Origin of the sequence: Paenibacillus polygoni (assembly GCF_030263935.1) — a bacterium.
GTDB classification, from domain to species: domain Bacteria; phylum Bacillota; class Bacilli; order Paenibacillales; family Paenibacillaceae; genus Paenibacillus; species Paenibacillus polygoni.
Genome location: NZ_CP127162.1, coordinates 4,407,041 through 4,427,500, shown reverse-complemented (window position 1 = coordinate 4,427,500; position 20,460 = coordinate 4,407,041). Strand labels below are relative to the sequence as shown.

Genomic DNA, 20,460 nt, shown 5'->3' with positions numbered 1-20,460 from the left:
GGTTAACTTTCTTCCCAGTCCAACGAAGTCAAACATATAAACCAAGGGCAGGGTGCCAGTGCGATTGACTTTTAAGTGAAGCTCTGAGACACTCAGGTTGAGCATAATATTGGAATAAGGCGGAATATATCTATATAAAAGAGGTGACCAGGTGGAACTCCGACAATTAAAAGCAGAGGAATACGAGCAAAGTGTTAGCTTATCAGAATATGCCTTTCAATATACATTAACACCGGAACAAAAAGAAAAAAGAAAAGAGAGATTTAAGCCTGAACAATTTTGGGGCATTTTTGAAGAGGAAGAATTGCAAGCTAAGCTAACTATTCTTCCTTTTAAAGTATACTTGCAAGGCAAAGTAGTGCCTATGGGCGGAATTGCAGGCGTAGCAACCTGGCCAGAGAACCGCCGTAAAGGGCATGTCTCTAAACTACTTAGTCAAGCACTCATGGTGATGAAAGAGGAAGGGCAAATTCTATCATTTCTACATCCATTTTCAATTCCATTCTATCGTAAGTATGGTTGGGAGCTATATGCAGAATATAAAAACTATCTTATTTCCTCAAAACAGTTTCCTCCTAAACTAGAGTACCCAGGTAAGGTAGTAAGGGATGTTGAGGACATCTCTACGCTGAATAAATTGTATCAGTCTTTTGCAAGCAGCTATCATGGCACGCTTGTTCGAGATGAAGAATGGTGGAAGTATTCCGTCTTAGATAACACGAAACATAGTGCTGTCTATTATTCTCATGGTGGAGAACCCCAAGGCTATGTGTTATATGAACTAAAAGATAAAATGCTTGTATGTAATGAATTTGTTTACTTGAATGAAGAAGCACGGGGTGCACTTTGGACTTTTTTCTCGAATCACGATTCGCGTATCGAACAAGTGAAATTAACGATGGTTCCAGCGGATGATATTTTACCGTATATGCTTCCTGATCCGCGGATAACCCAAGAAACGATTCCATACTTCATGGGACGAATTGTGGATGTAGAGTCTTTTCTGCAACAGTTTACGTTTGAAGCGGGTAATAGATCAGAATTAACGATTCAGATTGACGATCATGCAGCTCCATGGAATGCTGGACTCTGGAATATATCCATTGATGACCAAGGACAAGCGAAGATTATAAAGGTAATGGGCGAAAAAGAAGAGACTCAACCAGATTTAATAGCAGATATTCAGGTTTGGACTGCTCTTTTTCTGGGATTTAAGCGTCCCGCGCAATTGTTTCATATACAGAAACTAAAAGGGAAACCGCAAAAAGCAAAAGAATTTGAACACCTTATTCCCCAAGCACAAACCTTATTAATGGATTTCTTCTAATAAATAGGAAAACTGCTCTTCTGCCTTCTGTCAGGAGAGTTTTTTTATTAGAACGAATAATTTAAGGAAATAAGTGAAAAATGAGAAGGGGATCTTACTTGAGATTTCTGTACAGTATGTTATAATGGATATAAAGTCAAAGAAAGTCAAAGTCAACTAAGATCAGATTTGATTGTTGGTTATACAATATTATTATGTAGTAAGTTAATTTAAGCTCAATTTATACGGCGCCATAGAAAATTCAAGTGGTTGTATATAAAAGAGAGCATTCATTTAAGCCAAAGAGGTTCGCAGGCTAAGCAAGATGGGTAATTTATTGGAGCCCTCCTTAATGAATTTGAATGAATGCATAGATTAGCTTACCGGTTTTATACAGTGGGGGATGAGGATGCGTAATATTTCTGATATTATCGAACAATATCTGAAAAATATTTTGCAGGATAGCTCTGATGGAATGATTGAAATTCAGAGAAATGATCTAGCAGATAAATTCTCCTGTGTGCCATCCCAGATTAATTATGTAATTAGTACTCGTTTTACTCTTGAAAAAGGTTACCTTGTAGAGAGTAAGCGTGGTGGTGGTGGATATATACGGATACAGCGAGTAGAACTCCCTGCACACTCTGTGCTCGGAGGACATTTCCATCAGCATATTGGTGATGAAATTAATCAGGCTTCTGCCGAAGGTCTTATCTACCAGTTGGAAGAAGCTAAATTTCTTAACAGCCGAGAGGCTGCTTTAATCAAAGCTGCGATGTCTAGAGAAGTATTATTTATAAAGCTTCCCTATCGTGATCAAATCCGTGCTCGGATGTTAAAGGCAATGTTAATTTCGCTCCTTGGTAAGTAGTATGAGTGTCACAGTTTTCTCCGTTGGGAACGAATAAAGGAGGTATGCGGTATGCTTTGTCAAGAATGTAATGAACGTCCGGCTACTCTTCATTTTACGAAGATTGTGAATGGGGAGAAAACGGAATTCCATATTTGTGAAAGCTGCGCACGAGAAAAAGGAGATCATCTAACCGGTATCTCTAATGGGTTCTCAATCCATGGACTCCTTTCAGGCCTTATGGATTTTGAATCTGGGAAATACAAATCAGCTGGTGCACCTGCTTCTGAAACTCTTCAGTGTAAGGAATGCGGGATGACGATACAGCAGTTTAGTAAGCTTAATCGATTTGGCTGCAGCTCATGCTATAAGTACTTTTCTAATCGTTTAGATCCCCTCTTAAAGCGTGTACATGGTAATACAACTCATGTTGGGAAAGTTCCTGTTCGAGCTGGAGGAAAGATTCATTTAAGACGTAGAGTCGATGAACTCAAAAAAGAACTTCAAGAACAAATCAATCTACAGGAATTCGAGTCTGCAGCGGAATTACGTGACCAGATTCGTGAACTGGAAAGAGAAATAGCGGAAGAGTAAAGTTTGGTAAAGAGCAGGAGGTATGCACTATGTCAGATATCCGGTTTACCGATAAACCACTTAGTGATTGGATGCGTAGTAGCGCAGCTGATTCAGAAATTGTCATTAGCAGCCGGGTAAGAGTGGCACGGAACGTGCAGAGTTTTCCATTTCCTATGCTGGCAACCGACCAGCAATCGAGAGCGGTACTCGATAAGGTAACGGAAATCCTTCAATTTGATGATATTCATCAGTTTGGCAATTTCCATGTTCTAAATCTAGATGAAATATCTGAACTTGACCAAGAAATACTAGTCGAAAAACATCTCATTAGTCCGAACTTGGCAAATGAATCAAGAAATGGTGCGGTTATTCTTAGTGAAGATGAATCCATTAGTATTATGGTGAACGAAGAGGATCATTTGCGCATTCAATGTTTATACCCTGGTTTTCAGGTTCAAGAAGCGTGGAAACGTGCTTCAGCCATAGATGATGTTTTTGAAGCCCATATCGATTATTCTTTTGATGATCGCAGAGGATATTTAACCAGTTGTCCAACCAATGTAGGAACTGGGGTTCGGGCTTCTGTAATGATGCATTTACCGGCTCTTGTGATGACGAAACAGATAGGCAGGGTACTCACTGCTGTATCTCAAGTAGGTCTTGCTGTAAGAGGAATTTACGGTGAAGGCAGTGAAGCGACAGGAAATCTGTTTCAAATATCGAATCAAATTACATTAGGACAAACTGAAGCCGAAATTATCGATAATTTGTATAGTGTTGTTTTACAGATTATAGGTCACGAGCGTAACGCTAGAGAAAGACTCATGACCGATTCTAAACTTCGTATTGCGGATCGAGTGATGAGATCATATGGTATTTTATCTCATGCTTATTTGATGGATTCGAAAGAAGCAGCTCAGCGCATATCTGATGTTCGGCTCGGCATTGATTTAGATCTCATTAGAGAAAAAACAATAGTTGAAATGAATGAACTCAATGTCTTGATCCAGCCAGGTTTCCTTCAGAAGAAATTCGGGAGAACGCTTGAGTCAGGAGAAAGAGATATGTACCGGGCACAGTTAATAAGGGAATCTTTCCAAAGAGAAAATTAGTAGGAGTGGGTTTTATAGCTTATTGTAAGCTCATTATGAACTCATTAGGAACATGCTCTTATTATGAAGTAATAACCCACACCTTAACATTCTTGTCTCACAAGAACGAGAGTTATGGGATTTACCGACATTGTGTCGGCTGGGCAATCATTAGAATAGCCTAGATATATAGATAAAGGAATTATTTTTTAAACTTATGGAGGTGCAAGGAATATGATGTTTGGAAGATTTACGGAACGAGCTCAAAAAGTTCTCGCTTTAGCTCAGGAAGAAGCAGTTCGTTTAGGTCATAATAACATCGGTACCGAACATATTTTGCTCGGCCTGATTCGTGAAGGTGAAGGTATTGCTGCAAAAGCTCTCATCGGCCTTGGCCTTGGTCTTGAAAAAATACAGGATGAGGTAGAAACACTCATTGGCCGTGGCCAAGAGCAACCTACCAATATTGCATATACGCCGCGTGCGAAAAAAGTAATTGAGCTTTCCATGGATGAGGCTCGTAAGCTGGGCCATACTTATGTGGGAACCGAACATATTTTGCTTGGCTTAATTCGTGAAGGCGAAGGTGTAGCAGCACGTGTGCTGAACAACCTCGGTATTAGCCTTAATAAGGCACGTCAACAAGTCTTGCAACTGCTTGGCAGCAGTGAAGCAGTATCCAGTCATAACGGTACACAAGCCAATGTAAGCACTCCTACACTGGATAGTCTGGCAAGAGATCTTACAGCCACTGCGAGAGAGAGCAATCTTGATCCGGTCATCGGCCGCAGTAAAGAGATTGAGCGTGTTATTCAAGTGCTTAGTCGACGTACCAAAAACAACCCGGTTCTGATTGGTGAACCCGGAGTTGGTAAAACAGCGATTGCAGAAGGCCTTGCTCAGAAGATTATTGCGAATGAAATACCTGAAACACTGCGTGATAAACGGGTAATGACCCTAGATATGGGTTCTGTAGTTGCTGGAACGAAGTATCGCGGTGAGTTTGAGGATCGACTTAAAAAAATTATGGATGAGATTCGCCAAGCAGGAAATATCATTCTCTTCATTGATGAACTGCACACTCTGATTGGTGCAGGCGGAGCAGAAGGAGCAATCGATGCTTCTAACATTTTAAAACCTGCCCTTGCCCGCGGAGAGCTACAATGTATTGGTGCGACTACGCTTGATGAGTACCGTAAATATATTGAAAAAGACGCTGCTCTTGAACGTCGTTTCCAGCCAATTACTGTGGATCAGCCATCGGTTGAAGAAGCCATTCAAATCTTGCATGGACTGAGAGATCGTTATGAAGCTCATCACCGTGTAAAAATTACAGATGAGGCAATTGAACAAGCAGTAAAACTGTCTGACCGTTATATTACAGACCGATTCCTGCCAGATAAAGCGATTGACCTTATTGATGAAGCGGGTTCTAAAGTAAGACTGAATTCTTATACTGTACCGCCTAATCTTAAACAACTGGAAAACCGTCTTGATGATATCCGCAAAGAGAAAGACTCTGCGGTGCAAAGTCAAGAATTTGAGAAAGCAGCAGCGCTGCGTGATACAGAACAGAAAATTCGCGAAGAACTGGATATAACTAAAAATCAGTGGAAAGAAAAACAAGGTCGTACGGATTCAGAAGTAACTCCAGAAGATATCGCTCAAGTGGTAGCAAGCTGGACAGGAATCCCGGTTAGCAAACTGAAACAAGAAGAAACAGATCGTTTGTTAAATATGGAGTCTATTCTTCATGAACGTGTAATCGGCCAAGACGAAGCAGTTGTAGCTGTCAGTCGTGCAATTCGCCGGGCACGTGCAGGCCTAAAAGATCCAAAACGTCCTATGGGTTCTTTTATCTTCCTAGGACCTACAGGGGTAGGTAAAACAGAACTTGCTCGTGCGCTTGCCGAAGCGATGTTTGGAGATGAAAATGCGGTAATCCGGATTGATATGTCCGAATACATGGAGAAACACTCTACTTCTCGACTAGTAGGAGCGCCTCCAGGATATGTAGGATATGAAGAAGGCGGTCAGCTGACTGAAAAAGTTCGTCGTAAACCGTATTCTGTCGTTCTTTTAGATGAGATTGAAAAAGCTCACCCGGAAGTATTCAATATCTTGCTTCAAGTTCTTGAAGATGGACGTTTGACTGACTCAAAAGGCCGTGTTGTAGATTTCCGTAATACCCTCATTATCTTGACTTCTAATGTGGGTGCAGATGCAATTAAACGTAATTCTACGCTAGGATTTACTGCAGTCGCAGATGCGGGGGCGGAGTATTCGAACATGAAAGGTAAAGTGATGGAAGAACTCAAGAAGAGCTTCCGTCCTGAATTCCTAAACCGGATTGACGAAGTTATTGTTTTCCATTCACTTGAAGAGAAGCATATTGGAGAGATTGTTTCTCTGATGTCTGAAGAACTTCGTAAACGTCTGCGTGAATATGATGTTGATTTCGAACTTACTGACAAGGCAAAAGCTTTCTTAGCGAAAGAAGGATTCGATCCAGCCTACGGTGCAAGACCGCTTCGCCGTGCGATTCAAAAGCACATTGAAGACCGTCTATCTGAGGAACTTCTTACGGGTTCAATTACAAAAGGAGATTTCCTTCTTATTGATGAGAAGGATGGTGCACTCGCTGTTACAAAAAAGAGCAATGTGCCCACTAATTCTTAATAATTGATAGGAATGCCCCCTAATTTTTAGGGGGCGTTTTTTTATTTTTAATGGTAAAGAAGGATTCCCTTTGATGTAAAGTTTGTGATTAAGCTTTACGTTAAAATGCATTCAATGTTAAACTTTTAATAAATCCTTTATTGGTAAATTCGGTATGTGAAATTTATACTTGAAGTTAAGTAAAGTTAAATGAGGAGAAGTGAAGTGGCTAAAGTAAAAACAAAGTTTTACTGTACAGAATGCGGTTATGAATCGCCGAAATGGTACGGTAAATGTCCAGGTTGCCAGTCATGGAATTCCATGGTGGAGGAAACCGAAAGTATTGTGAAGACACAGGGGAGGAATTCTTCCCTTTTTGATAGTAAAGAAAAACCGCTTCCTATCATAAATATAGAAAGTGACCAAGAACCGCGTATTCTAACTGGCATTCAGGAACTGAATCGAGTACTTGGCGGAGGAGTAGTACCAGGTTCGTTGATTCTTGTTGGTGGGGATCCGGGTATTGGTAAATCAACGCTCTTGCTCCAGACATCTCATGCCATGACAGCTTCAGGGCTGCGCGTATTGTATATTTCGGGTGAGGAATCGGTTAGACAAACCAAACTGAGAGCCGACCGGCTTGAAGCATTGTCTCCTGATTTATATGTTCTTAGTGAAACGAATATGGAACGGATCGAAGAGGCAGTAAGTCAGGTTGATCCTCATTTTCTGGTGATTGACTCAATTCAGACTGTTTTTTTACCGGAAATAACAAGTGCTCCCGGAAGTGTGGCACAGGTACGAGAATGTACATCACGGTTTATGCGGATTGCGAAAGGGTTAGGCATTGCAACGGTTCTGGTAGGGCATGTTACTAAAGAGGGTTCGATTGCAGGTCCTCGAATGCTGGAACATATGGTGGATTGTGTGCTTTATTTTGAAGGAGAACGTCATCATACGTATCGTTTGCTTCGTGCGGTAAAGAATCGTTTTGGTTCGACGAATGAAATTGGGATTTTCGAGATGGGAGAATCGGGCTTAAGAGAAGTGGCTAATCCATCAGAAATGTTCTTATCTGAGCGACCGCTAGGAGTGGCAGGTTCCACCGTTGTAGCGAGTATGGAAGGAACGCGTCCCATGCTTGTCGAACTTCAGGCACTGATCTCGGCTACGCAATTTCCATCACCTAGGCGAATGGCTACCGGCGTTGATTACAACCGTATGGCACTGATCATCGCCGTCCTTGAGAAGCGCCAAGGAATGTTTCTCCAGAATCAAGATGCTTATCTCAATGTAGCTGGTGGAGTGAAACTGGATGAACCTGCAACCGATTTGGCTATGGCTGTAAGTATTGCTTCCAGTTTTCGCGATTTGCCAACCAAACCCTATGATGTCATATTTGGAGAAGTAGGCTTGACTGGAGAAGTGCGCGGTGTTTCAAGAGCGGAACAAAGAGCCAAAGAAGCGCAAAAACTTGGGTTTAAACGGGTAATTATGCCAGAGAAGAGCTTAAAGGGGTGGAAGCATCCTGTTGGAATAGAACTGATCGGTATTAATACGGTCGGAGATGCACTAGCGGCTGCTTTAGATTAGGGGGCATTGAATAGATGAAAGAATCGAGCCAACTGGATAAAATGAATGAGTTGTTACGTTTGGTTGCACCTGGAACGCCTTTTCGTGAAGGGCTTGAAAATGTTCTGCGTGCAAAAACGGGTGCATTGATTGTTGTCGGCTACAGTCCAGAAGTTATGGAAGTAGTGGATGGTGGATTTTCGATTAATTGCGATTTTTCACCGAACTATTTATATGAACTTGCTAAGATGGATGGAGCGATCATCCTAAGTGAAGATTTGAAACGGATATTGTATGCAAATACGCAGTTAATTCCCGATTCCTCCATTTCTTCATCCGAGACAGGTATTCGTCACCGTACGGCAGAACGTGTAGCAAAACAGACGGGAAAACTGGTTGTTTCCATTTCGCAAAGAAGGAATATTATCACTCTTTACCAAGGAACGCTGCGTTATGCATTGAAGGAAATTGGAGTTATTTTAACAAAAGCGAATCAAGCGATTCAAACATTGGAGAAATATAAAGCAGTCTTAAACCAGTCACTTACCAATCTGAGTGCATCCGAGTTTGAAGAATTGGTTACGATTCCTGAAGTAATCAATGTCATACAGCGGGTGGAAATGGTGCTGCGAATCAAGATGGAGATTAAACGCTATATTAATGAACTGGGCAATGAAGGACGCCTGATTAATATGCAGATGGAAGAACTAGTGGCGAATACAGAAGAGGAAGCTTGGCTTTTGTATAAGGATTATGCCAAAGATAACAGTGATGAGAAGATCAAAGATATTATTAATGGCTTAAAACGATCTACAGATGATGAGCTGCTTGATACCCATCATATTGGCCGGCTTCTCGGTTATGGTGCAGCGGCAGCTGCTTCTGAAGAATCCGTAGCTCCAAGAGGATACCGAGTTTTAAGCAAAATTCCAAGATTGCCAAATGTCATTATTCATAATTTAGTTGAAGAATTTGAAAGATTACCACATGTCATTATGGCTACGATCGAGGAGCTTGATGAAGTGGATGGTATTGGTGAAGTTCGCGCTCGGACGATCAAGGATGGCTTAAAGCGCCTGCAAGAACAGATGTTTATTGATCGACAAATGTAAAGTAGTTGAATCAATTTCATAATACCTTTAGTTGCTTTAATCAGGGGTATATATAGATCAAAATGGTTTTGTTTGTAGTTACAAATTCATCATTTTAATGAGTTATGAAATTGATTCAGTTTAGTTTAAAATTTAGAATAAAATTGTACAGTTACACTTACGAGGTGACGTGATGATAACAAAATCAATTCCGAACTTGTTTACCTTAGGTAATCTATCTCTCGGAATGATTGCCATTCTGCTCGCATCCGAGGGTCGTTACAGTTTAGCAGCGATTATGGTTGTTGTAGCGATGCTGATGGATGGACTGGATGGTCGAATTGCTAGAGCTTTGAATGCTCAAAGTGATTTTGGCAAAGAGCTTGATTCCTTATCGGATATGATCTCTTTTGGAGCTGCGCCGGCTTATATTATGTATAGCGTTTCATTTCAGGAGGCACCTATCGCTCTCGCTTGGATTGTAACGTGTCTGTTCCCGATATGCGGGGCTTTAAGGCTGGCTCGCTTTAATGTACGGCCTGGGATTCCTGGGTACTTTACAGGGCTTCCTATTCCTGCTGCGGGCGGTGTGCTTGCAACCTTGTCTTTATTCAGTAAAGATATCTCAGCTCCATTCATGATGATTGCAACTTTATTGCTTGCTTATTTGATGATAAGTTCACTTAAATATCCTAACCTGAAAAAAGTGGGCCTTCCTAAAAAAGCAGTATGGATTGCTCCGCTTGTTGTTCTTTTTTCGATTGCACTTGCGGTACTTTTCTCAGAGCAATTATCTATGTTTGTATTTATACCTCTTGTGCTTTATGCCATATATGGTATGACTCATAATATTGATCTTATTCTAGCCCGGAGTCGCAAGAAGAAAAAGAAAAGAGAAAGAGATGAAACTTCTCATTAGGCTTAAAAAGAAATCATATAATAAATAATCATAAGAAAAAGCATTTACCTTTCCTAGTATGGAGAGATAAATGCTTTTTTAATTTTCTATATTTACTTTTGGAGTCGATTGATTGTCGGTGTAATGATAAAAAGCTGTTAAAAGCGGGTTCAGAGATTAGGAGAGGTTGAAGATGCCCAGTGTAGAACACTTTTTAGCTTCATCTTCAAGCACTTCTTCTAACTGAATATTAAGCAGATTGCATAGTGCTGACATGTAGAACAGATTACGACCAAGTTCTGAGCTGATGACTTCTTTGCACTGGTCACACAGATCACCATGTACATGCGTCTGTACCGAAGATTTGGCATCTTCTAGATCACCATTATGAGCGTAAGATTGCTTGGTTGCATGGAGTTCAATACAACCACAGTCTGTAATGGCTTTAGAAACAGCCCGGTTAACAGAAGCATCCGCTTGTCCATTCTTGGACAAAACGTCAATTAGACTTCGGTGGCGGAGCAACAGCTCGGATACTTGGTTCTGAAAAGTTTGCAAACTTGATGCGCTCATATTTTATTTTCACCTCGGTTTATCAGTTGAACTTATTATATGTCAGCATACAAACCATTTTCAACCATCATTTACATAATAGAGAAAATAACAATCATACATTTACCGTTAAAAATACCTTCTTACCACGATTAGGACCTAAAAAATTGGTTCATACTGGATAAAGAAAAGCAATTAAGGAGGTGTAGGGACGTGTGGAGAAAGCTTATTTTTATGTTCACAGGGCTTTGCGGAGCATGGTCTGGTTATGCGCTTTATTATTCAGTAGGACAAACGATCCCTTGGTTAAGTGAAGGGACAAGTACATTCAGAGTAGGTTTGGCTTTAACGTTATTTATGTTAGTTGGTGCTGTATTCTTTGTTCTGTTAAGTAGGATGCTTGGATCACTCCTTGATCTACGGGTAGAAGAAGGGGTCTCTAAACTTGCACGGGTTCCAATGAGTGAACTTGCAGCAGGAGCACTCGGGCTTGGTATAGGTTTATTGTTCTCGTTACTTCTTTATCCTTCGCTTAACTGGCTTGGCAGACCGGGGGACTTACTTCAAGTGGCGCTTATGCTCGTATTTGGTTATATGGGGCTTCGGGTTGGTCTAGCCAAAAAAGAAGATTTAGGCTCGTTCTGGACTTCAGGAAGATGGAATACAGGTACAGGGAATGAGGAAAGGCGCATTGAAGAACATAAAATTCTCGATACGAGTGTAATTATTGATGGCCGAATCGCTGATATTTGTAAAACTGGATTTATTGAAGGGACCATTGTAATTCCTGAATTTGTACTGGAAGAGCTGCAGCATATTGCAGATTCCTCTGATCTTCTGAAAAGAAACCGGGGACGCAGAGGGCTCGACATTTTGAATAAAATCCAGAAAGAACTGGAGATTAAAGTCCTGATCTATGAGGGGGATTTTGAAGAAATCTCCGAAGTAGACAGCAAGCTTGTAAAACTAGCGAAAGTCCTGCAAGGTAAAGTAGTGACGAATGATTTTAATCTTAATAAAGTATGTGAACTTCAAGGTGTTTCTGTCCTTAATATCAATGATCTTGCTAATGCAGTGAAGCCGGTTGTACTTCCTGGTGAGGAAATTATGGTTCAGATTATTAAAGATGGAAAAGAACATGGTCAAGGTGTAGCCTACTTAGATGATGGTACGATGATAGTCGTTGAAGGTGGACGCGAGTATATCGGGACAATGATGGAAGTCTTGGTGACGAGTGTACTGCAGACTTCTGCCGGAAGAATGATTTTTGCCAAGCCGAAACTGTTGGAAAAAGCGCAATAAAGCGTTATGATGGAGAGTAAGTGTTCATGCACTGGATACTGACAGATGACGGACAAGGCAGGGGTTAGTGTACATGACAAAATCATGGGGGGCAGTCATTGTTGCAGCAGGAAGAGGCTCACGAATGAAGACAAGTGAGAGCAAACAGTTTCTGCTGCTGCAAGACAAGCCCATTTTTATACATACACTTGAAGTGTTTAACCGCATACCTATGATTAAGGATATCATTGTGGTAACTGGTGCGCCGGATGTAAGACGGTGTGAAGAATGGATTAAGCAATCTGGACTTCATGACCAACGGACTTTCGTTGTTTCAGGAGGGAAGGAACGGCAAGACTCGGTTTATGCGGGTCTCCAGAAACTTGAAACGGATTATGTACTTATCCACGATGGTGTTCGTCCTTTTGTCCAGCGAGATCACATTGAAGCATGTATGAAGGCAGCAGAACAATTTGGGGCTGCAGTACTTGCTGTTCCTGTCAAAGATACGATTAAGCAGGTAAGTACAGATGGAATAATAACTGCGACCCCCGATCGGAGCAGTCTGTGGAGCATTCAAACCCCACAGGCTTTTCGTCTTTCGGATGTAAAAGAAGCGCATAAACTAGCGGTAGAATCAGGTTTTGCAGGAACGGATGATGCTATGCTGGTTGAGCGTCTGGGAAGACAGGTTAAGATTGTAGAGGGCAGTTATACCAATATCAAGATCACCACACCGGAAGATCTAGATTATGCTGCATTTATGCAAAAAGGGGAGAGAGAACAATGATTCGAGTAGGACAAGGTTTTGATGTCCATCAGTTGGTGGAAGGCAGGCCATGTATTATCGGCGGTGTAACGATTCCTTATGAAAAAGGTTTAATTGGTCATTCTGATGCCGATGTATTACTGCATGCAGTCAGCGATGCAATCCTCGGCGCACTAGGCTTGGGGGATATCGGTAAGCATTTTCCTGATACGGATCCTGTATTTAAGGATGCTGACAGCTTGAAGCTGCTGGAGCGAGTCTGGGAGCTTGCAGAAGAACGCGGATATAAGCTTGGAAATATTGATTCTACTATTATTGCACAAAAGCCAAAAATGGCTCCTTATATTCCGCAAATGGCGGAGATTATCGCTAAGGCACTACATGCTGAGGTATCGCAAGTGAATGTAAAAGCAACGACAACAGAACAGTTAGGTTTCGCAGGACGAGGAGAAGGAATTGCCGCGCAATCGGTTGTCTGCCTGATCCAACCTGTGCTATCATCTTGAGATAAACAATTCGGAGGGGATATTATGAGCACGGAAGTCCGCGTGCGTTATGCGCCAAGCCCAACAGGTCATTTACATATTGGGAATGCCAGAACGGCGCTTTTCAATTATTTGTATGCTAGAAACCAAGGTGGAAAATTTATTATTCGTATCGAAGATACCGATGTGAAACGGAACGTGGAGGGTGGAGAAGAAAGTCAGCTCAAGTACCTGAAATGGCTCGGTATGGACTGGGATGAAAGTGTTGATGTACCGGGGGAATACGGACCTTACCGTCAGACGGAACGTCTTGATATTTACCGTAAATATTGGCAGGATCTAATTGACCGTGGTCTTGCTTACTTCTGCTACTGTACGGAGGAAGAACTCGAGCAGGAGAGAGAAGAGCAAACAGCCCGCGGAGAAACTCCGCGCTACTCTGGTAAACACCGGAATTTAACGGAAGAACAGCGTAAGGCATTTGAAGCAGAAGGCCGTGTGCCAAGCGTGCGTTTCCGTGTACCAGATGAGAAGATTTATACTTTTGATGATATGGTAAAAGGAACGATCTCTTTTAACTCGAAAGAGTCCGGTGACTTTGTTATCGTCAAAAAAGATGGAATTCCTACGTATAATTTTGCAGTTGTAGTAGATGATTATTTAATGAAGATCTCTCATGTGCTGCGTGGGGAAGATCATATCTCGAATACACCAAGACAGCTCATGATTTATGAAGCTCTTGGATGGGAACCTCCGGTCTTTGGTCATATGACACTGATCGTGAATGAGAATCACAAAAAACTCAGTAAGCGGGATGAGTCTATCATCCAATTTATTGAGCAGTACGACAAGCTGGGATACTTGCCGGAAGCGATGTTTAACTTCATTTCCTTATTAGGCTGGTCTCCAGAAGGTGAAGAAGAGATTTATAGCAAAGATGAGCTGATTAAGATTTTTGATCCAAGCCGTCTTTCAAAATCCCCAGCTGTGTTTGATACAAACAAACTGGCTCATTTAAATAATACGTACATTAAAAATGCAGAAACGGATCGGATCGCTAAACTTGCCATCCCTCATTTGCAAAAAGCAGAACGCTTGCCTGCAGAACTTAGTCCAGAACAAGAAAGCTGGGCTAAAGAATTAGTAGCTCTCTATCAAGAGCAAATGACGGCGGCTTCTGATATCGTTGAATTATCTGCTCTGTTCTTCAAAGAAGAAGTGGAATTTGAAGGTGATGCTGCTGCCATCCTTAAGGAGGAACAAGTTCCTGTAGTTCTTCGTGCTTTTGCTGATAAAGTAGCCGTAGAGGAAGATTTTTCAGCACCCCGTATGGCTGTACTTATTAAAGAGGTTCAGAAAGAAACAGGCTTTAAAGGGAAACAACTCTTTATGCCAATTCGTGTGGCTCTAACGGGTCAGACGCATGGACGGGATTTGAACAAGACGATTTATTTGTTAGGTCGTGAGAAGGTTCTTTCCCGTTTGAATGCACGACTGTAGAACAAGGATAATAAAGTAATCATAACGAATGTTTCTTGTTCTTGTCAGTATGCGTTCTTTTCGTTAAGATATAAGAAATAATAATGTAAGTAACGACTATTCAATAGCTGTGATCAGGAGAAGTAGGCGGTGTGGTTGTGAACCAGAGAAGATAACCAGGAAAGGCCATGAGGGCCTTCAGGCTGGAAGTTATCTCACAATCTGCCGAACGAAATGCGCCTGGGAGCTGCGCTTCCGAACCTGCCCCCTTGTATGCGATAAACAAGGCACGGCAAGTAGGTAGCGACGTGTCGTCCTCGTTATCGGACGTTCAAAGATGGTTATGTTCTTCTTCAGTCCTATGACTAGGGAAGAACATAACTAAGCAGAGTGGAACCGCGGACTTATGACGCCTCTGCAGCCTATATGGGCTGCAGAGGCGTTTTTTTCATAGACCTTGCAAGCAAATTCGAAATTAAGACGGTGCTTGGTGCCAAAGAGGGGAACAGACATGTTTAGAAAATTGAAATCGGATATTCAGGCAGTATTTGATAACGATCCCGCAGCTAGAAGCTGGTTTGAGGTCATCTTTACGTATTCCGGCTTACATGCAATCTGGGCTCACCGACTGGCTCACCGTTTTTACCGAAGAGGATGGTTTACCATGGCGAGAACCATTTCCCAAGCGAGTCGTTTTACGACAGGTATCGAAATACACCCTGGTGCCACGATTGGAGAACGGCTTTTTATAGATCATGGTATGGGTGTGGTAATCGGGGAGACTTGCGAGATTGGTGATGATGTTGTTATCTATCAGGGGGTAACTTTAGGGGGAACAGGCAAAGAGAAAGGAAAGCGACATCCGACGATCGGGAATAATGTCGTAATTTCATCTGGATCTAAGGTGCTTGGTTCATTTAAAGTAGGAGATTACAGTAATATTGGTGCCAATTCAGTTGTCCTGAAAGAAATTCCTCCAAACAGCACAGTGGTAGGGATACCAGGACGAGTAGTAAAACAGGATGGCAAACGAATCGATCGTTTAAGTCAGCAGCTTCCTGATCCGATTATTGACTCCATGCGAGAACTCCAGCTTGAGATCTATGAACTGCGGGAAGAATTAAAAAAGCTGAAATCTCTGCAAGAGCAGGACTGCCTTGAAAAAGAAACGGTGGCTCGTGGTAACAAAGTATAAACGTGGTACAATATAATGATGGAAAAGATCGAAAGGAATGTGGCTGATGACGCTTCAAATATATAATACGCTCACAAGGCATAAAGATACTTTTGTTCCGCAGGAACCAGGGAAAGTGAAAATGTACGTCTGCGGACCGACCGTGTATGATTATATTCATATTGGTAATGCAAGACCGATGATTTTTTTCGACGTTGTTCGCAGTTACCTTGAGGTGATTGGTAATGATGTGAATTATGTCGTAAACTTCACCGATGTAGATGATAAATTGATTAAGAAAGCAGATCAGCTTGGCACAACGGTGCCGGAAGTAGCGGATCGTTTTATTCAAGCCTACTATGAAGATCTTGATGGTCTAGGGATCCCGAGAGCCACACATAATCCTCGTGTAACCGAGAACATGAATTTGATCATAGACTTTATTAAGCAGCTTGAGGATGAAGGGGTCGCTTATGAAAAAGGCGGCGATGTGTATTACCGTACTCATAAATTCCCGGATTACGGTAAGTTGTCCAAACAGAATCTAGATGAATTGCAGTTTGGGATTCGAATCGGAGTCGATGAGCGCAAAGAACATCCGCAAGATTTTGTACTTTGGAAAGCAGCTAAGCCAGGAGAAATCTTCTGGGATAGTCCGTGGGGCAAAGGTCGCCCAGGCTGGCATATTGAGTGCTCTGCAATGGCTCGTAACATCTTGGGGGATACACTCGATATTCACGGCGGAGGGCAAGATTTGCAATTCCCCCATCATGAGTGTGAAGTAGCACAATCGGAAGTGTTAACAGGAAAACCACTCGCAAATTACTGGATGCATAACGGTTTTATCCGTATTGATAACGAGAAAATGTCGAAATCACTCGGAAACGGTATCCTTGTAAAAGATTTGCGTGAGCAGTACAAAAGAGAAGCAATTCGATATTTCATGCTTTCAACACATTATCGAAATCCACTTAACTTCAGTGAAGATATTATGGAACAGGCCGAAAATAGTGTGGATCGGATCGCTAATGCGGTTAATAATATGAAGCACCGACTGAATACAGTTACCATTAACGAAGCGATTTCACAAGAGCGGGAGGCAAAAATTGCAGAAATTCGTGATCAATTTCACGAGAAAATGCAGGATGATTTTAATACACCTGATGCAATTACTGCCGTTTTCGAATGGGTAAATGAAGCGAATATGCTTCTACAAGCAGAAGTAGTTAACCGTGCTGAACTTGAAGCAATGCTTGCATTGTTTGATGAAATGAATACAGTACTTCGCGTATATACCGAAGAGCAAGATGAACTTCATGCCGATGTAGAGAAGCTGATACAAGAGCGTGCGGAAGCTCGTAAGGCAAAAGACTGGGCTCGTTCTGATGAGATTCGTGATGAGCTGGCAGATATGGGGATTGTTATCGAAGATACACCACAAGGTGTAAGATGGCGGCGCAAATGAGTGAGAACCAACTGCAGAATTATGATGGCGGCCAAGGGGAGCAAGGGTGGTTATTTCCCTACCCTCCTTCCCGTAAGCCGGAACTTATTCCCCCGATTGCTCTTGCCTACATAGGAGATGCGGTTTATGAGGTCGCTGTCAGACAATATTTGCTGTCAAAATCTAACCTTCGTCCCAATCATCTTCATCAAAATGCGACAAGTTTTGTATCAGCAAAAGCTCAAAGCAGGATTTTGTCGTATATTGAGGAAGAATTGTTACCTGCGGAAGCGGATGTTGTAAGGCAAGGCAGAAATGCCAAATCCAGTGTTCCGAAAAATGCAGATGTTTTGGAATATAGACACGCTACCGCTTTTGAATGTCTGATCGGGTATTTATACACGAGCGGATATCAAGAAAGACTCCGCGAACTTATTGTTCTTGGCATTCAGAGAATGGAGCAAGCCAAAAAAGAAGGAAAAGCACAAAAGTAATAATCGATTATAACGAAATATAGAGCTTCTAAACAGTCAAAGTATGGCGTGTTGAAGCTAGGAGGATATAGAGAAATGGAAGAAGAATGGATTGCCGGTAAGCACTCGGTTATTGAGGCGCTGCGTTCCGGAAGAACGATAAACAAAATATGGATTGCTGAGCAGGCACAAAAGCATCTTACCTTGCCAATCTATGCTGAGGCGAAAAAAGCGGGCGTGATTATTCAACAGGTAGACAAGCGTAAGTTAGAGCAAATGGTTCCTGGCATACAGCATCAAGGTGTTGTGGCACAGGCTGCTCCCTATGAATATGCACATGTAGAAGATCTACTCGCTGCTGCGCGGGATAAAGGGGAAGATCCTTTTCTTGTTTTGCTAGACGAAATTGAGGACCCCCATAATCTCGGTTCTATTCTACGAACTGCGGACTGCACGGGAGCACATGGCGTTATTGTTCCGAAACGCCGCTCGGCTCAGGTAACTGCAACTGTATCTAAAACTTCTGCCGGTGCAGCTGAATATGTTCCTGTAGCAAGAGTAAGTAACTTGGCACAGACCATCGATGAGCTGAAAGAAGCGGGTGTATGGGTTGTGGGAACTGACTTGCAAGCGAAAGAGTCTGTTTTTGGAAACGGAGTATTCACGGGGCCTGTCGCTATCGTTATCGGCAATGAAGGAAAAGGTATGGGAAGGCTTATTCGTGAAAAATGTGATGTTCTTTTGAAGTTACCAATGGCTGGCCAGATCAACTCCCTGAATGCTTCTGTTGCCGCAGGCGTAGTGATGTACGAAGTGCTTAGATCTCGGAAGTCATAGGGATCATTAGAAAATGAAGGATACCCGTGATGTGCTTCTCGTGGACGGTTATAACATGATAGGGGCTTGGAAAGAACTCTCTGCCCTTGCCAGAACCGATTTGCAGGATGCACGGGACAAGCTATTGGTACGGCTGGCCGATTACCAGGGTTTTTCGGGGACAAGAGTGATCGTAATTTTTGACGCTTATAGAGTACCGGGTTTAGGTAAATCTTTTACAGAGAGTAAAGTGCAGGTGCATTTCACTAAAGAAAAAGAGACGGCTGATGAATGTATTGAGAGACTTGTAGGTGAGCTTAGTTCTCGAAGGCGTCAGATCTATGTGGCTACAAGTGATATGGTGGAGCAGCATGTTATTTTTGGACAAGGTGCGCTCCGTCTATCTGCCCGGGAACTTTATATTGAGCTGGAACAGAATGATAAGGAACTCGGTAGAAAGATAAAAGAAGACTATCAGAAAAAATCAACCAAAAACACAATAGACTCGAAATTGTCACCCGAAGTTCGGAGTATGTTCGAAAAATGGAGAAGAGATTAAGATTGAATCTATCATTTTGCAAAACAATAGAATTATGAATCTCTTGACATTTATATCATTCTTTTCTTTTTTAGGCGAAGTGTGGTTGACGTTGGAAGGTATGTTCATATATACTTGGGCTATATTTTGATAGGTAACGGGGTCCTTGCGTTGCAGCCGGAGGGATTGTTAGTGAGTGTTGACCTCAAAGATATCATGTTGTCCAAGTTTGATTATCTAAGTGATGAGGATATTGTCCAAGCCGTTCATGACAACGACAGTGAGGCACTAGAATACTTGATCAACAAGTATCGTAATTTTGTACGAGCCAAGGCAAGATCTTACTTTTTAATTGGTGCTGATAGAGAAGATATCATTCAAGAAGGAATGATCGGGCTGTACAAAGCGATACGTGATTTCAGAGGGGACAAGCTGGCATCATTTAAAGCATTTGCTGAGTTATGTATAACGAGGCAGATCATTACGGCTATAAAAACAGCGACTCGTCAGAAGCATATACCACTGAATTCGTATATTTCTCTGGATAAACCGATCTATGATGAGGAATCTGACCGCACTTTGATGGATGTTATTTGTGGCACACAAGTAAGTGATCCGGAAGAACTTGTTATTAACCAGGAAGAATTTACTGGCTTAGAAGACAAAATGTCGGAGATTCTAAGTGACCTGGAACGCAAAGTGCTTATGTTATACCTGGACGGTAGATCCTACCAGGAAATAGCTGTGGATCTCAATCGTCATGTGAAATCGATCGATAATGCATTACAGCGTGTAAAACGAAAACTTGAGAAATATCTAGAAGTAAGAGATAATTAGATTAACTCGTTTTCTGAAGAAGGACTCAGACTAGATCGAGTCTTTTTTTGTTGGAGAAGAGGAAGAGCGTTTAAAATAAGCGGATTGATTCATACTGATAAACATTGACGTTTTCGATTGTACGCTCGATCCAAGCTATCGACATGAGATATTGAATGTAAGTATTCTATATCATTCAGTTTTCTGTCCGGTAGACAAGGGTGTCAAGAACAGCTTTCTGAGAAAAAGTTAGACTTGAAGTAAGAAAGGCTAGAAAAGGGTATTTTAGGCAGAGATTAAAGCCTATTCTTCGATTGACATGAATATACCCTTGTGATAAAGTGTTTTAGGTAGGCCTAAATTCGCGCTATTTTTTTTAGGAACCAATTTAGAGACTCTGATAATGTTCGGATGTCTTCGGGAGGTGCACATCATGCGGGTAATTATTACTTTGGCTTGTACTAATTGCAAACAAAGAAATTACACAACGACTAAAAACAAGCGTAATCACCCCGACCGCATGGAGATGAAGAAATTTTGCAAGTTTTGTAACGAGCAGACTTCTCATCGCGAAACCAGATAGTTATTTGG

The 20,460-nt window shown here is 41.9% G+C and carries 20 protein-coding genes; 19 read left to right on the top strand and 1 reads right to left on the bottom strand.

Going from position 1 to position 20,460, the window contains the following annotated elements; genetic code table 11:
* Positions 1 to 151: 151 nt before the first annotated feature.
* The 8 genes from QPK24_RS21340 to pssA all read left to right on the top strand — a co-directional run bounded on the left by QPK24_RS21340 (position 152) and on the right by pssA (position 10,063).
* Entirely contained in the window at positions 152 to 1,327 is a 1,176-nt protein-coding gene (locus QPK24_RS21340) for a GNAT family N-acetyltransferase (RefSeq protein WP_285744512.1), read from the top strand.
* 388 nt (positions 1,328 to 1,715) lie between these two features.
* A complete protein-coding gene (locus QPK24_RS21335) occupies positions 1,716 to 2,177 on the top strand; it encodes a CtsR family transcriptional regulator (protein ID WP_160036576.1) in 462 nt (153 codons plus the stop codon).
* Positions 2,178 to 2,228: 51 nt separating this feature from the next.
* Positions 2,229 to 2,750 (top strand): protein-arginine kinase activator protein McsA, encoded by a 522-nt coding sequence (locus tag QPK24_RS21330; protein WP_285744509.1) that lies wholly within the window; start codon positions 2,229 to 2,231, stop codon positions 2,748 to 2,750.
* A 29-nt stretch (positions 2,751 to 2,779) separates the two neighbouring features.
* On the top strand, positions 2,780 to 3,844 hold the full coding sequence (locus QPK24_RS21325; RefSeq protein ID WP_285744508.1) for a protein arginine kinase: 1,065 nt from the start codon (positions 2,780 to 2,782) through the stop codon (positions 3,842 to 3,844).
* A gap of 213 nt (positions 3,845 to 4,057) precedes the next feature.
* Complete coding sequence (gene clpC, locus QPK24_RS21320) at positions 4,058 to 6,502, top strand: ATP-dependent protease ATP-binding subunit ClpC (protein WP_285744507.1); 2,445 nt, start codon at positions 4,058 to 4,060, stop codon at positions 6,500 to 6,502.
* Between the two features lie 204 nt (positions 6,503 to 6,706).
* Positions 6,707 to 8,074 carry a DNA repair protein RadA gene (gene radA, locus QPK24_RS21315; protein WP_160036580.1) on the top strand — a complete coding sequence of 456 codons (1,368 nt, stop codon included), beginning with the start codon at positions 6,707 to 6,709 and terminating at the stop codon, positions 8,072 to 8,074.
* Positions 8,075 to 8,088: 14 nt separating this feature from the next.
* On the top strand, positions 8,089 to 9,165 hold the full coding sequence (disA, locus tag QPK24_RS21310; protein ID WP_191804472.1) for a DNA integrity scanning diadenylate cyclase DisA: 1,077 nt from the start codon (positions 8,089 to 8,091) through the stop codon (positions 9,163 to 9,165).
* 172 nt (positions 9,166 to 9,337) lie between these two features.
* Positions 9,338 to 10,063 carry a CDP-diacylglycerol--serine O-phosphatidyltransferase gene (gene pssA / locus QPK24_RS21305; protein ID WP_160036582.1) on the top strand — a complete coding sequence of 242 codons (726 nt, stop codon included), beginning with the start codon at positions 9,338 to 9,340 and terminating at the stop codon, positions 10,061 to 10,063.
* A gap of 156 nt (positions 10,064 to 10,219) precedes the next feature.
* Here the strand turns inward: pssA and QPK24_RS21300 are convergent, their stop codons facing one another.
* Positions 10,220 to 10,615 carry a nucleoside triphosphate pyrophosphohydrolase family protein gene (locus QPK24_RS21300; RefSeq protein ID WP_285744506.1) on the bottom strand — a complete coding sequence of 132 codons (396 nt, stop codon included), beginning with the start codon at positions 10,613 to 10,615 and terminating at the stop codon, positions 10,220 to 10,222.
* Between the two features lie 192 nt (positions 10,616 to 10,807).
* On the opposite strand from QPK24_RS21300, the gene QPK24_RS21295 reads away from it, so the two are divergent.
* The 11 genes from QPK24_RS21295 to rpmG all read left to right on the top strand — a co-directional run bounded on the left by QPK24_RS21295 (position 10,808) and on the right by rpmG (position 20,452).
* On the top strand, positions 10,808 to 11,896 hold the full coding sequence (locus tag QPK24_RS21295; protein WP_285744505.1) for a PIN/TRAM domain-containing protein: 1,089 nt from the start codon (positions 10,808 to 10,810) through the stop codon (positions 11,894 to 11,896).
* Positions 11,897 to 11,969: 73 nt separating this feature from the next.
* Positions 11,970 to 12,665, top strand: coding sequence for a 2-C-methyl-D-erythritol 4-phosphate cytidylyltransferase (gene ispD, locus QPK24_RS21290; protein WP_285744504.1), 696 nt, complete (start codon positions 11,970 to 11,972; stop codon positions 12,663 to 12,665).
* Positions 12,662 to 13,150: a 2-C-methyl-D-erythritol 2,4-cyclodiphosphate synthase gene (ispF, locus tag QPK24_RS21285; RefSeq protein WP_285744503.1), complete on the top strand. Its 489-nt coding sequence runs from the start codon at positions 12,662 to 12,664 to the stop codon at positions 13,148 to 13,150. The genes ispD and ispF overlap by 4 nt, the downstream gene beginning before the upstream one ends.
* 24 nt (positions 13,151 to 13,174) lie before the next feature.
* The gene (gltX, locus tag QPK24_RS21280; RefSeq protein ID WP_285744502.1) at positions 13,175 to 14,629 is read left to right on the top strand and encodes a glutamate--tRNA ligase; all 1,455 of its coding nucleotides are present in this window, start codon (positions 13,175 to 13,177) and stop codon (positions 14,627 to 14,629) included.
* A gap of 490 nt (positions 14,630 to 15,119) precedes the next feature.
* Positions 15,120 to 15,803, top strand: a complete 684-nt coding sequence (gene cysE, locus QPK24_RS21275; protein ID WP_285744500.1) for a serine O-acetyltransferase — start codon at positions 15,120 to 15,122, stop codon at positions 15,801 to 15,803.
* A gap of 46 nt (positions 15,804 to 15,849) precedes the next feature.
* Complete coding sequence (cysS, locus tag QPK24_RS21270) at positions 15,850 to 17,247, top strand: cysteine--tRNA ligase (protein WP_285744498.1); 1,398 nt, start codon at positions 15,850 to 15,852, stop codon at positions 17,245 to 17,247.
* The gene (locus QPK24_RS21265; RefSeq protein WP_285744496.1) at positions 17,244 to 17,720 is read left to right on the top strand and encodes a Mini-ribonuclease 3; all 477 of its coding nucleotides are present in this window, start codon (positions 17,244 to 17,246) and stop codon (positions 17,718 to 17,720) included. The genes cysS and QPK24_RS21265 overlap by 4 nt, the downstream gene beginning before the upstream one ends.
* Before the next feature lie 75 nt (positions 17,721 to 17,795).
* Positions 17,796 to 18,536, top strand: a complete 741-nt coding sequence (rlmB, locus tag QPK24_RS21260) for a 23S rRNA (guanosine(2251)-2'-O)-methyltransferase RlmB (RefSeq protein WP_285744494.1) — start codon at positions 17,796 to 17,798, stop codon at positions 18,534 to 18,536.
* Between the two features lie 13 nt (positions 18,537 to 18,549).
* Positions 18,550 to 19,074, top strand: coding sequence for an NYN domain-containing protein (locus QPK24_RS21255; RefSeq protein WP_285744492.1), 525 nt, complete (start codon positions 18,550 to 18,552; stop codon positions 19,072 to 19,074).
* A 171-nt stretch (positions 19,075 to 19,245) separates the two neighbouring features.
* Complete coding sequence (sigH, locus tag QPK24_RS21250; RefSeq protein WP_160036593.1) at positions 19,246 to 19,890, top strand: RNA polymerase sporulation sigma factor SigH; 645 nt, start codon at positions 19,246 to 19,248, stop codon at positions 19,888 to 19,890.
* Positions 19,891 to 20,302: 412 nt separating this feature from the next.
* Positions 20,303 to 20,452 (top strand): 50S ribosomal protein L33, encoded by a 150-nt coding sequence (gene rpmG / locus QPK24_RS21245; RefSeq protein ID WP_072735843.1) that lies wholly within the window; start codon positions 20,303 to 20,305, stop codon positions 20,450 to 20,452.
* Positions 20,453 to 20,460 lie beyond the last annotated feature (8 nt).